The organism is Marinomonas maritima (assembly GCF_024435075.2).
Lineage (GTDB): Bacteria > Pseudomonadota > Gammaproteobacteria > Pseudomonadales > Marinomonadaceae > Marinomonas > Marinomonas maritima.
The window spans coordinates 995695-1009780 of sequence record NZ_JAMZEG020000002.1; the positions used below are offsets into that span (position 1 = coordinate 995695).

At 44.6% G+C, this 14086-nt stretch carries 11 protein-coding genes; 1 reads left to right on the forward strand and 10 read right to left on the reverse strand.

The annotated features are described in order from the left end of the window. Positions 1 to 51: 51 nt before the first annotated feature. The 10 genes from M3I01_RS10750 to xylF form a co-directional block, all read right to left on the reverse strand. Positions 52 to 1116 carry an ABC transporter permease gene (locus tag M3I01_RS10750; RefSeq protein ID WP_255895875.1) on the reverse strand — a complete coding sequence of 355 codons (1065 nt, stop codon included), beginning with the start codon at positions 1114 to 1116 and terminating at the stop codon, positions 52 to 54. 1 nt (position 1117) lies between these two features. Beyond that, positions 1118 to 2638: a sugar ABC transporter ATP-binding protein gene (locus tag M3I01_RS10755; protein ID WP_275565068.1), complete on the reverse strand. Its 1521-nt coding sequence runs from the start codon at positions 2636 to 2638 to the stop codon at positions 1118 to 1120. Further along, positions 2638 to 3252, reverse strand: coding sequence for a DUF2291 family protein (locus M3I01_RS10760; RefSeq protein ID WP_255895878.1), 615 nt, complete (start codon positions 3250 to 3252; stop codon positions 2638 to 2640). The genes M3I01_RS10755 and M3I01_RS10760 overlap by 1 nt, the downstream gene beginning before the upstream one ends. 51 nt (positions 3253 to 3303) lie before the next feature. Beyond that, complete coding sequence (locus M3I01_RS10765) at positions 3304 to 4248, reverse strand: D-ribose ABC transporter substrate-binding protein (protein WP_255895879.1); 945 nt, start codon at positions 4246 to 4248, stop codon at positions 3304 to 3306. Between the two features lie 321 nt (positions 4249 to 4569). Continuing rightward, positions 4570 to 5583: a substrate-binding domain-containing protein gene (locus tag M3I01_RS10770; protein ID WP_255895880.1), complete on the reverse strand. Its 1014-nt coding sequence runs from the start codon at positions 5581 to 5583 to the stop codon at positions 4570 to 4572. 218 nt (positions 5584 to 5801) lie between these two features. Next, positions 5802 to 6983, reverse strand: coding sequence for a XylR family transcriptional regulator (locus M3I01_RS10775; protein WP_255895881.1), 1182 nt, complete (start codon positions 6981 to 6983; stop codon positions 5802 to 5804). Positions 6984 to 7167: 184 nt separating this feature from the next. Beyond that, positions 7168 to 8616 (reverse strand): xylulokinase, encoded by a 1449-nt coding sequence (gene xylB / locus M3I01_RS10780; RefSeq protein WP_255895882.1) that lies wholly within the window; start codon positions 8614 to 8616, stop codon positions 7168 to 7170. Positions 8617 to 8682: 66 nt separating this feature from the next. Continuing rightward, positions 8683 to 9813 (reverse strand): sugar ABC transporter permease, encoded by a 1131-nt coding sequence (locus M3I01_RS10785; protein WP_112139016.1) that lies wholly within the window; start codon positions 9811 to 9813, stop codon positions 8683 to 8685. Beyond that, positions 9806 to 11335, reverse strand: a complete 1530-nt coding sequence (locus M3I01_RS10790) for a xylose ABC transporter ATP-binding protein (protein WP_255895883.1) — start codon at positions 11333 to 11335, stop codon at positions 9806 to 9808. The genes M3I01_RS10785 and M3I01_RS10790 overlap by 8 nt, the downstream gene beginning before the upstream one ends. A 111-nt stretch (positions 11336 to 11446) precedes the next feature. Further along, positions 11447 to 12448: a D-xylose ABC transporter substrate-binding protein gene (gene xylF, locus M3I01_RS10795; protein WP_255895884.1), complete on the reverse strand. Its 1002-nt coding sequence runs from the start codon at positions 12446 to 12448 to the stop codon at positions 11447 to 11449. A 582-nt stretch (positions 12449 to 13030) separates the two neighbouring features. On the opposite strand from xylF, the gene M3I01_RS10800 reads away from it, so the two are divergent. Continuing rightward, positions 13031 to 14086, forward strand: coding sequence for a sugar phosphate isomerase/epimerase family protein (locus tag M3I01_RS10800; RefSeq protein WP_255895885.1), 1056 nt, complete (start codon positions 13031 to 13033; stop codon positions 14084 to 14086).

Consider the following 14086-nt stretch of genomic DNA (forward strand, 5'->3'; position numbering starts at 1 on the left):
TTTTTCCCTAATCACCGACAGGCGTAAAGCAAATATCTAACAAGGACGTGTCTATTTTTGTTGCACAATGGCGGCTTTATGCTGCAAGCGACTTTGCTTTTGGTCGATGATGACCGCAAGAATAATTACCACGCCTTTGATCACCATTTGCCAAAACTCACTGACGCCCATCATCACTAAGCCGTCTGCCAAAATACCAATCACAAATGCACCAATCAGCGTCCCCATAATGGTGCCTCGGCCACCAGCCAAAGAGGTTCCGCCCAATACCACAGCAGCAATGGCGTTCATCTCAAAGGCAACCCCCGTGGCAGGGTGGCTCGCAACCAATTGCGAAGACACCACAATGCCAGCAATGGCAGCACAAAGGCCCGAAATAGTGTAAACCCAGACTTTAACGCTACGTACTTTTACACCGGACAGTTCAGCCGAGTGTTCATTGTCACCAATGGCAAAGACATGACGTCCGAATTGGGTTTTCTTTGCTATGTAAGCAATCACACCAGCAAGGATAAACATCATCCAAATCGCGTAAGGCAAGCCCAACAGTTTTGCGGTACCAATCAATTCAAAACCCGTATTACCTAGCTGTTCATTGCCCGCCAAGCCTGTGAACGTTTCACCGCCTGACAACAACATGGCCGCGCCACGAACGATATACATGGTGCCTAAGGTACAAATGAATGGCGCGACGTTATAGCGCGTTATCAAGACGCCATTAATTGCACCAATCAAACCACCGATAACCAAGACGATAGGCACAACCAGCCAAACGCTAGGAAAAATAGCGATGCCAAACATTGGCAACACAATGCCTTTGGTAATCAACCAGCCAGCGGCCATGCCACAAAAGCCCAAAATAGCACCAATGGAAAGGTCAATTCCTGCGGTGATAATGACGAACGTAATACCCAGTGCCAAAAAGGCATTGATAGCAATGTGCTTAACCATGATAACCAAGCTGCTAGTCGCCAAAAAACTCGGCACCATAAACGAAAAGAACGCCACAATTAAAATCAATGCGATAAAAGTACGCATTTTTAACGCCAGTAATAACAAGCCTTCGCCAGAAAAAACGGACGATTGTTGAGCTGCAATATTTTGAGAAATTTTCATATTAAAGTCCTTGCGCGCTTGCTGAGACAAGTGCAGATTCTGTTGCTTCAGAGCGAGTAATATTGGCGGTTAGTTTGCCTCCGGACATGACTAAAATGCGGTCGGAAACAGCCATAATTTCTTTCAGATCAGATGTCGAAAATAAAACCCCAATCCCCTGTTCTGAAAGCGTCACCATCATTTCAAATACATCGCCTTTGGCACCGATATCAATGCCGCGTGTCGGTTCATCTAACAACAAGACTTTAGGGCTGGTTAACAAGGTACGACCAATCACCACTTTTTGTTGGTTACCACCACTTAATGCGCGTATTTCAATATCGGGAGAAGACACCTTGATAGACAAATCACCAATGGCAGACGCCACGGCTTGCGTCTCCGCTTCTTCATCGATAGAAAAACGATGCTTTAGCCGACGCCAAAGGCTCGAGATCGTCATATTGTTGCTCACCGACGAAATGGGAAAAATACCGTTCTTTTTACGATCTTCAGGAACAAGACAAATGCCCAAACGAATACGATCACTGGTGTCCATTTTGGCTGGCACTTTATGCCCCGCGATCATGACCTCACCGGAATATTCCTGAAGGCCAAGTAGACATTCCATTAGTTCGGTTCGACCTGCACCCATGAGTCCGTAAACACCAACGATCTCGCCGGATTTCACATCCATCGACACATCATCAACCAAGATGTGACCCATTTCGTTGATCAGCTTGATGCTTTTAACATCCAACACGGGCTCACCGAATTGGCGACCCGGTTTCAAGAAATTAGAAACAGGATCGCTGCCCAGCATTTCTCTTACAATCCACGGCACATCGATGTCTTTGACTTCCGCTTCGACTTGAAAGTTACCGTCGCGTAAAATGGTAATGTGGTCGCCTATCGCCATTAGTTCTTCCAAGCGATGCGAGATATAAATAATAGAAACACCTTGAGCGGTTAAGTCACGAATGACTTTAAAAAGCAGTTCGACTTCGGTTTTACTTAAGGCCGACGTGGGTTCGTCCAAAATCAACACATCCGCTTCGTCCGCTAAGGCTTTGGCGATTTCAATCAGCTGCTGTTGGCCAACTTTTAAATTAGAAAGTAGTTCTGATGGCGCAATGTCTTGATCAAGACGCGCCATTAATTCGGCGGTCACTCTGTGTTGCTCTGCCGTATCAAGCGGCATCAGACCATGCTGTTTTTCACGTCCCAGAAAAATATTTTCAGCCACGGTAAGGTTACCAAACAAATTCAGCTCTTGATGAACCATACCAATGCCTTTGGCGGCGGCATCACGAGTATGCTGAAAAGACACGGCTTCATCGTTTAGATAAATAGTGCCTTTACTTGGCTGCTGAACACCCGCCAGAATTTTCATCAAGGTGGATTTACCCGCCCCATTTTCACCTATGATGACATTAACCTTGCCGCGATGAACTCGGTAATCCACTTCGTTTAACGCGATCGTACCAGGGTAAATCATGGAGATTTTTTCGGCACGAATAACGATGTCTGCATTAGCGTCGCTCATTATTGACCTCCACGAGTAATTTGTATCGGCACCGCATCACGAATGGTATTTTGGTCGATTGTGATCGCCGCAATTACGCTAACCTCTTCACTCACCCAGCTTGAATCGGGTTTACCGACTGACAACATAGCGCGGCTATTAAACTCACGTGAAATTTGTGCAAAACGAATCTGATTTTTGAAATCATCAAACAACACGTATTTAGACGCATCACGAATAGAATTGCCTTTGATGATACGGCCCACTTGTAAATCGATACGGGTATCACCCACTTTCAATTTGATGATGCCTTTTATTCTGCCTAAATCCACACTTTCGACAGTTCCATTGAGGCGAACAAAATAACTTTGCTTCGTTATGATTTGTTGTGCCTCTAATTGGGACTTAATACTGTCCCAAGAGACAAAATCTTGTGTCGCTTCAGGGAATACTTTTGGCTGCCAAAGCTGATCGGCCACTTCTGACAAGGTAAAGTCTTGAAAGCTCACAATCGCATTAGGGTCTTTCGGAATAATAGGGTTACCGTCAGCGTCTAGCTCGGTCACCGTGCAGGCTGCCAAAAAATTCAGACATAAAATCAGTCCGATACATTGGAAATGTTTTTTATAAGACATAAGAGTACCCAAGGAGTCGGAGTGCTCTAAACAGCAATCCGACTCTGGTTATTATTGTTTTAGGGCGAAGTTACTTAGGTGTTTCGCATTTGAACCGTCGATCAACACACAATCCATTAATTGCTTTTCTGGCAACCCTGTTGTGCCTGTACGAATGTACAAATCGGCTTGTTCTGCAACACGCTGTGCTTGGGCATAAGCTGGCTGCATGATCGTTGCTTTAATATTGGATCCTTTCAAAATGGAATCACGCGCATAATCCAAACCGTCAAAACCAACGATGAAAACGTCTTTACGACCCGCCGCTTGCAGTGCCGCTTCAGCACCCAGTGCCATAGAGTCATTACCCGTAATCACACCTTTGATATTTGGATTTGCTTGAAGAATCGACTCCATACGGCTGAACGCTTCTGTTTGGCTCCAGTTTGCAGACTGACGAGCAACCATTTTGAACTCTGGGAAGTTGTCTAAAATGTCGTGAAAACCTTCGCTGCGTACTTGTGCATTGGTATCAGACTCTGGCCCAACAAGCTCAACGTATTCTCCTCCATCCCCCATTAACTCTGCGAATTTTTCACCACCTAGTTGGGCTCCCTGAAAGTTGTTCGATACTATTTGCGAGATCGCAATACCCGTTTTATTGATTTCACGATCGTATAGGAACGCAGGAATACCGGCTTTTTTCAGACGCTCTAATGAACCAATACTGGCATCCGCGTCAGCGTTATCCAAAATCACCGCTTTCGCTTGGCGTGCAATGGCGGTTTCGATTAATTGGTTTTGCTTGTTTACATCGCCGTCATGAGAAGCAACTAAGGTGTCATAACCTAGCTCTTTCGCTTTGGCGTTGGCGCCTTCTGCACCCGCTTTAAAAAACGGATTATCATGAGACGGGGTGATTATGGCGATCAAACCGTTACTGGCAAAAACGCTGGTGCTCGCTAGTGTTAGCAATGTTGCCGTAATGCAGGATTTCAAGAAGGTTTTCTTTTTCATTATATTTCTCCAGAATTTTATTTTTATTAAAATAGAGCGAATAGCAAACGATTGCGTAATCGTTTGCTATTTTTATATTAAGCACAGGGAAGTTGTCAATGAATACTTAATCTAAAAGAGAATTTCTATATTTTTCAATCAGTTAGTAAAATAAGATTAATCGAAGTGATGTAATCTAACAACATCAATTCAAATGCATGAATTTAAAGACATTTTCTTTTAAAAATTATGTTTAAAACGACTAAAGCATCAAATTAAAGACAGAGAACACTGGGACAAATCATGCCCAGTGCATAGAATTTTTATCCGTTGGGGAAAGAGTTAATCTGCAGAAACGGTGGCCACCGAAGAACGTATTACTAAGTTGGGTTCTAGCATGATCATCCTGCCGTCTTGGCGCGGGTTCTCAATGCGCTCTATCATGGTACTGATCGCCAGTTCAGCCAGTTTCGCTTTAGGTTGATTAATGGTGGTCAAAGGCGGACTAAAATACGCGGAGTACATACAGTTGTCGTAACCAATAATGGATAATTGCTGCGGAATCTTAATACCAGATAATTGAGCTTCGCTCATGGCGCCCATTGCCATGGCGTCGTTACCCACAAACACAGCACTAGGCAATGACTGGCAAGCCAATAGCTGGCGCATTCCCAGCTTGCCGCCTTCAAACTCGAAATCGGATTCAATCACCCAATCAGGCTGCACTATTAAGTTGGCTTGATCCATTGCTTCAATAAAACCTTCTAAACGCTGTTTTGCGGGCAATTTTTCTAATGGACCACCGATATAAGCAATACGTTGATGACCTTGTTCAACTAAGTGCTGAATCGCCAAATGCGCCCCTTTCACTGAGTTGTCTTGAATGCGATCAACATAATCATCCGATGGGCCCCAATCCATCACCACCATGGGCAAATTACGCTGCCCAATTAATGAGCTAAACAACGAATCATCGTATTCTGAACACATCACCAAAATGCCATCAACACGCTTTTGCGTCAGCATTCTTAAGTAAGAGTTGGTTTTTTCCAGTTCACCATCGGTATTGCATAACACCAGATTATAGCCTTCGCGGTAACAACACTTTTCCACTTCATTTACCACTTCGGCAAAAAAAGGATTCAAGGTTGTGGTCACTAACATTCCCAAACTTTTGGTGTTTTTTACTTTTAAACTACGGGCAACCGCACTGGGAGCATAGTTTAACTCATCAGCCGCCTGCAAGACTCGTTCTTGCGTTGTTTTTGCTACAAAGCGCGTTTTGTTCAACACATGAGATACAGTCGTTGTTGACACATTGGCTAGCAAAGCAACGTCTTTGATTGTCGCTGACAAACTTACACTCCCTCTTTGTTGAAAATCTAAATTAGATTAATGCAGAATTTTTTTCTAAACAAAGACAACGATATCAAGCATTTTCCGCTCACCTTTGTTTAAAAGCTATCCGTTAGAAATCCAATACAACGACAAGAAGTATACTGAACGACACCATTAAAATGCATCATTAGTTTTTTTAATGCTTGAGATGCTCGCCATATTTATTTTTAGTCGAGTCAAGCGTCTTTACCAAGACGCGACGACACTCGATATTCTCCTGGCGTCATGCCTACGTTTTTACGTGCGACTGTATACATGTATTGCACCGAAGGATAGCCGCAGGTTCGGGCGATTTCGTCAAACGGGAGATTGGTCGAGGTGATCAATTCACAGGCGCGATAAAACTTGGTCATGTGCAATTGCTCGTGCATGGAGCAGCCAATTTCGTCGATAAAGCGGGTTTCTAAGTTGGTTCTGGAGATACCGATATGATCAACCACTTGCGCGACTTTCACGCCTCGACAGGCGTTATGACGAATAAAGTGCATGGCTTGAATCACATAAGGATCACGCAACGCTCGGTAATCAGACGACTGCCTTTCTTCAACCCCAATGGGATCGACCACCACCAGCGAGTTTTCAACCGGATAACCGAGCAACATACGATGCAGCATTTTTGCGGCTTCATAGCCCATTTGCTTGCTGCCTTGTTCGACAGAAGATAGCGCTGTCCGGTTTAAATATCGCGCCATGTTTTCATTGTCTATGCCGACAATCGCAACTTGTTCTGGCACCATGATGTTTAAATGGTCACAAGCTTGCAGTAAATGACGAGCTCGGGAATCCGTTACTGCGACAATACCAATAGGCTTGGGTAAGTTTTTCAACCAACTTTCTAAATTTTGCTGAGCGGTTTCCCAAAGCTCAGCAGTGGTAAACAGACCTTGGTGTAGGTGAGGCTCATAACCATCTGAACGAACTTGCTCAATAAAAGCATTCTCGCGTTCACTCGCCCAACGGCTATATTCAGTGCTTGGCACACCATAAAAGGCGAACTGAGGCAGTCCTTTACGCTTCAAATGTTGATACGCACACTTTACTAACGCCGCGTTGTCTGTGGCAACATAGGGCAAACGAGGGTAATCTTTTTTATGATGATAAGACCCTCCCACTGCGACCGTAGGAATGTCCGTATTTCTTAATATAGCTTCGACTTCAGGATCATCAAAATCCGCAATAATTCCATCGCCTTTCCAATGTGCTAATCCATCCAATCGATAACGAAAGTCGTCTTCAAAGTACACATCCCAGTCACACTGGGCGGCTTGAAGATACTCGCCAATGCCTTCAATAACTTGTCGGTCATAGACCTTATTGGCATTGAATACTAAATTGAGTCGGTAGCGTTTTTCAAACATACAAAAGCATCTCTCATTATTATTGTCGCTGGTAGCGATCATAACCTTGGAATGCGGGTAAGTTCTAGAAAATGACAAAAAACAAAATGAGGCTTGAAAAAATCGTAACCGGTAAGAGTAAATACGAGGGAGCACCAAGAAATACAAGGGAATGAGCGACATGCTTTCACGCCGCTCATTGTTATCAAAAACCTTTTAGCCGTTGATATAAACCTTGAAAACGCTCTCGTTTCTCTGCATATCGAGCCGCTCTATCACTGTTTGGCAAATAGCGTTTAATCAGTTTAGGTTTAACGCAGACCTCTCTCAACGCGGCGTTGCCCCGAACCCCTATCGCAGCCAATCGTGCCGCGCCTAGCGCAGGCCCTACTTCTCCACCTTCACGGTAATCCATAGGAACAGCAAATACGTCAGCGAGTAATTGTAACCAATAGGTGCTTTTCGCACCGCCGCCAATCACATCAATACTTTCACTGATACTTTGCGCTGAACGCACTGCATCTAAACCATCGAGCAAAGCAAAGGTCACGCCTTCCAGCACCGCCTGAACAAGATCCGCTGGTGTGGTTTCATGAGTCATTCCCCAAAAGACACCCTTCGCATTGGCATCGTTATGAGGCGTTCTTTCACCACTTAAATAAGGTAAAAACGTCACGTTACACACGCGATCAACTCGGTTTTCAACGGCCAATAACGCCGCTTCCACGCTACCAAATTGCGCCAACCTAGTCACCCAATCAATACAGCTCGCGGCACTCAGCATCACCGACATGGTGTGCCAAGTATCAGGGATCGCGTGACCAAAGCTGTGCAACGCCACCGCAGGGTTCGCGGTAAAACCATCGCTGACCGAAAAAATTACGCCAGAAGTACCAAGCGACAACATGGTTTCTTCCGGTTTAATAATGCCCATGCCGACGGCGCCTGCAGCGTTATCACCGCCACCCGCTACCACCGGAACAACAGACATAGACCAACGTTTCGCCAAGTCGTCGTTGATCGTACCGGTGATTTCTGAGCCTTCGTACACCGTTGGCATCTGCTGTTCATTTAAGCCCGTTGCTTGCAGCATAGTATCGCTCCAAGCGCGCTGCTCCATGTTAAGCCAAAGAGTGCCCGATGCGTCAGAAACGTCCGTCTCGAACTCACCCGTCATTCGAAAACGCAGATAATCTTTAGGCAGCAGTACTTTATCAATGTGCGCAAAGACATCTGGCTCGTGCTCTTTCACCCACAATAGTTTCGGAGCGGTAAAACCTGGCATGACCAAGTTACCAGTAATCGCCTGCACTTCTGGGCATCGTCTTTGCAGCAACAAACATTCTTCATGGGAGCGGCCATCGTTCCAAAGAATCGCAGGACGCAATACTGCCCCTTTTTTACCTAGTAAAGTAGCTCCGTGCATTTGTCCTGATAAGCCAATAGCTTTCACGTCTTGCAGGCTGTTTTCAGAGGCCAATTGCTGCATTGCCAAATCGGTTGCTTGCCACCAGTCTTCTGGGTTTTGTTCTGACCAAAGGTCAAACGGACGCGATACCGACAAAGGCGATGAACAGCTCGCTAACACTTGCCCATTTTCTGCCATAAGAATAACTTTTACACCGGACGTACCAAGATCAATACCGATATACATAAAAATACCTTTTACAAAATGCTTCAAACAACACTTTAGAAAGAAAAGAGAATGATAAATCGCGCTTTATTGTGCTTTTTTGGTTTTGACATCCAACCAAACTGCGAGCAACAAAATCATCCCTTTGACGATCAATTGCCAAAAAGTCGGTACATCTAACATACTCATACCATTGTCCAGACTCGCCATGATCAGTGCGCCCATGATGGCACCAAATACAACACCTACGCCGCCAGCCAAACTGGCTCCGCCAATAACACAAGCCGCAATGGCGTCCAATTCCGCCATATTACCAGCCGCAGGAGAACCCGCACCCAATCGAGAAGTAAGAATCAATGCCGCGACCGCGACCATCATGCCATTGAAACCAAATACCAACATTTTGGTACGCTCAACATTCACGCCAGACATTCGAGTGGCTTCGATATTGCCACCAATGGCATACACACGACGCCCAAATGAGGTTCGTTTCGCCACGTACGTCGCAATTAAAATTAACCCACCCATAATAAGAATTGGCGTTGGAATGCCACGATAGCTTTCCAAAATAAACAACAAACCCAATAAAACAGACACTGCAATGGTCGCTTTGCCGTATTCAAATTTTGCCGCTTGATTGACCACACCGTGTTTGTGTCTTGCTTGACGACGAGTATAAACACGAGCCACTACCCCTAAACACAACAAAGCAATGACACTGATCCCCCAGCCGGAAGGAATGTAACTTTGCCCAATAATAGCCAATGAACTGGACGTTGGTGCCACGGTGGCGCCGTCTGTTAAACCGACTAAAATGCCACGAAACGCCAACATCCCTGCCAAGGTCACAATAAACGAAGGTACTTTTTGGTACGCCACCCACCAGCCGTTAAACAAACCAAGCACCAAGCCCGCAACGACAGTGACTAAGACCGTTAACAAAATAGGAAAGTGAAACCAAACATCCAAAATCGCCGCAATGCCGCCCAATAATCCCATCATGGAACCAACGGACAGATCAATTTCGGCACTGATAATGACAAACACCATACCAATCGCCAACACACCGACGATGGCGGTTTGACGAATCAAGTTAGAAATATTTCTCGGTGACACAAACGCACCGTCGGTTGCAAAAGAAAAGAAAACGACGATCAGCAACATGGCCGCCAACATAGCAAGCAGTTGTAATTGACTGGTTTTTATTGTTTTAAACATTTGCTGTATCCTCTTTGATCGCGCAATTCATAATCATTTCCTGGGTCAAACCCTGATGGTCAAATTGACCTTTTAAACGGCCTTCGTGCATCACCAATACTCGGTCACTGATGCCAATGACTTCTGATAATTCAGACGACACCATGATGATCGACATGCCTTTTTTGACGAGCGCAAACATCAGCTTATAAATTTCGTATTTGGCGCCCACGTCAATGCCGCGAGTCGGTTCATCTAATATTAAAATTTTGGGGTGTGTTAATAGACATTTGGCGATAATGGCTTTTTGTTGATTACCACCACTTAAGTTTTTAATCGCCAGTTCCGAAGACGCTGTTTTGACTTTCAGCTGTGCAATATAATCATCAATGTCTTGGCTTTCTTGATCTTCATTGATCTCACCAAACCAAGACGTATATTGATCTAAAACGGACAGGGTGATGTTTCGCCCAACACTCATAATTGGCACTATGCCATGACGTTTACGGTCTTCGGGCACCATCGCAATGCCAGCTTCTAGCGCCACACGCTGGGATCGAATCGCTAATGACTGGCCGTGCAGCTCAATTTCTGCGTCATATCGCCCATCGTAGGAACCATAAAGACACTGCATCAATTCGGTTCGACCCGAACCGATCAACCCCGCGACGCCCAGAATCTCGCCCTGACGCAATTCGAAACTAACGTCTTCTACTTGCGCACGTGTTGCGCCGGCTTGCATCGCGGTGGCGTGTTTTACTTTTAGCACTACGTCGCCAATATCATGTTCTTCTCGCGGAAACAGTTCGTCTAATTCACGCCCAACCATCATGCTGATGATGTCATTTTGAGTCAGCTGCTCTACAGATCGAGTATCAATATGGTCACCATCACGAATAACCGTAACCCAATTAGATAAGGCTAAAACCTCTTCCAATTTATGAGAAATATAAATACAAGCGATGCCCTGCTGCTTCAATTCGCTAACAATATTTAAAAGGATTTCAATTTCTGTGGTGGTCAAAGAAGACGTCGGTTCATCCAGTATTAACAGCTTGACGTTTTTATTCAGTGCTTTGGCAATTTCGACTAATTGCTGTTGACCCACACCAAGGTCTCGGATGGGTGTGTCTGGTAACACATCCAATTTTACTTGTGCCAACAATTCCGATGTACGACGGTGCATTTCTTCGTCATTGAGCCTTGCGAAAGAACCAAGTTCATTGCCAAGAAAAATATTCTCTAAGACGGACATCTCTTTAACGAGCGCCAATTCTTGATGAATAATAACGATACCAAGCGCTTCGGTGTCTCGAATACTTGATGCTTTAACCAAGTTGCCTTCAAAGTAAATTTCGCCTTCATAAGAACCAAATGGCCAAACACCACTGAGCACTTTCATCAAGGTGGATTTACCAGAACCGTTCTCGCCGCATATGGACAAGGCTTCACCCGCACCAAGCTGAATACTCACACCATTCAATGCGCGGACACCGGAGAAACTTTTTACAATCCCACGCATGTCCAATAAGGGTTGCTTCATGTTTGCACCTCTTTTTTAAATCTCTTTTTTGGTATCTCTTTTTTAATAAGAGACAAAACAAATGGGAGAAGAAGCAAATGGCGCTCTATTGAGCGCCATATAGTAGGAAGATTAAGGATTATAAACAGCGTCACGAGAGTGGTAACCGTCAGCAATAACGGTGGAATCTAGATTGCGTTTAGACACAGAGATCGGCGTAAGCAATACTGCATCAACGTCTTTTTTGCCATTATTAACATGACCGTTGACTGTGATTTTTTCACCACGCGCCAGCTTAACCGCCATTTCTGCACTGGTTGTTGCCAGCTTAGCAATAGGTTTATACACCGTCATGGTTTGCGTACCGGAGACAATACGACGCATGGCCGCTAAATCGGCATCTTGACCCGATATCACCACTTTGCCACTCAAGCCTTGTGCCGCCAGTGCTTGAATGGCACCGCCCGCGGTTGAATCATTTGACGCGACGACCGCATCGATTTTGTTGGCGTTGGCCGTTAAACCATTTTCCATGATGTTCAATGCGGCTTCAGCAGACCAACCCATTGCCCATTGATCGCCCACGATGTGTATTTTCTTCGCATCAATCGCGGGTTGAAGTACGTTCATTTGACCTTGACGGAACATTTTTGCGTTGTTATCGGTCGGTGAACCACCCATCAAGAAATAATTACCTTTGGGTTTTAAGTCAAGTAAGGCTTCTGCTTGCATCTCGCCCACTCGAATGTTGTCAAAAGACACATACAAGTCGATGTCAGCAAATTTGATCAACCGATCATAGGCCAATACCTTAATGCCTTCCGCTTTCGCTTCCGCCAACACATTGCCTAGCACTTCGCCGTTTTCTGGTACGATAACTAACACATCGACGCCGCGAGAGATCATGTTTTCGATTTGAGAGATTTGAGTAGTGACATCGCCATTTGCAGATTGAGTATAGACTTTTGCACCCATGGCTTCTGCCGCTGAGGTAAATAAGTCTCGGTCTTTCTGCCAGCGCTCTAGACGCAAATCAGACATCAACAACCCAATTTTTTCACCGTCTGCTAAAGCAGGAAGAGAAGTCGCCGCGCAAAGAGTCGCGAGTACCGTCATAGATACGATTTTTTTCATCTTTTTTCATCCCTTGTTATTTTTATAAAGTGAACGATCTCCTGATGGAGTAAGACGAATGTAAATTGATGAGCTTAGAAGCGGTATTATCTTTTTTTGTTTGTGTGTGGCGTTTTTTATAAATGCACAATGAAAGACAAAGACTTAAAAACAAATTGCCGATCAATACTATCGGTATCAGATCCCCACTAAGGTCATTGTCATCAACAGTATTTATTATGCTATTTTTATGTGGCTACTCTGCTCATTGGTGAACGGATTTTTCTTATAGAAATGGATTGTTCTATTGAGACTAAAGCCCTGACGACGTTAATATTTTTTCAAAAAAAGACTCACAGTAGAAGCATTATAATTGCTTCTACTGTAACAATTCTTCATCTTGTTACATTTCTTTGGATGATAAACTTTTCTCATTTTATCGCGTAAATCCATTTACTTGGTGCGTAAAATAACTATACTCAAGAAAAATCATTAGAAAGACTTTACAAAAAACATTGGAAAAGTCTTTTTTTATGACAATAAATGTAATCGATTACAAAAAATAAAAACCACTCAAATAAAAATAAATATGGGGGTAATATTATGCAGGCTTTACAAGGTCCCGCGCTGTTTCTTGCTCAATTCGCCGGCGATAACGCACCGTTCAATACGTTTGAAAACATCGTTGAATGGGCGGCGAGCATTGGTTTTAAAGGCGTTCAAATTCCAACATGGGATCAAAGACTGTTTGACCTAGACCGAGCAGCAAGTGATCTTGAATACTGTAAATACATTCAGGACACACTCGCCAAACACGGCATGGTAGTGACAGAACTGTCTACACACCTACAAGGCCAATTAGTGGCCGTTCATTCTGCTTACGACGACATGTTTGACGGTTTCGCACCAGATCATGTAAAAGGCAACCCTGATGCCCGCCAAAAATGGGCCGTCGACCAATTATTCAAATCCGCACAAGCGTCTAAAAACTTAGGTCTCACTAATCACGCCACGTTCTCTGGCGCCCTACTCTGGCCCTTTTTATACCCTTGGCCACAAAGACCAGCAGGGCTGGTTGAAGCGGGTTTTAAAGAACTAGCCAATCGCTGGATACCAATTCTGAATGAGTTTGATCGTTGCGGCGTCAACGTTTGCTACGAAATCCACCCAGGTGAAGATTTGCACGATGGCGTTACCTTCGATCTTTTTTTAGAAGCGACTAATCATCATCCACGAGCCAATATCCTTTTTGATCCTTCTCACTTTTTATTACAACAACTCGATTATTTGCAGTTTATCGACATCTATCATGAACGCATCAAGATGTTCCACGTAAAAGACGCCGAATTTAATTCAACTGGTAGACAAGGCGTGTATGGCGGTTATCAAAACTGGATTGATCGTGCGGGTCGCTTCCGTTCTTTGGGCGATGGCCAAGTCGACTTTAAAGGCATTTTCTCAAAACTCACCCAATATGATTTTGGCGGATGGGCGGTTATTGAATGGGAATGTTGTATGAAACACCCGGAAGCCGGCGCCGAAGAAGGCGTTAAATTTGTTAACGAGCATTTAATTCGAGTAACCGAACGCGCGTTTGATGATTTTGCCAGCAGCGGTGTTGATAACGAAATGAACCGCCGACTTCTTGGCTTGAGTTAA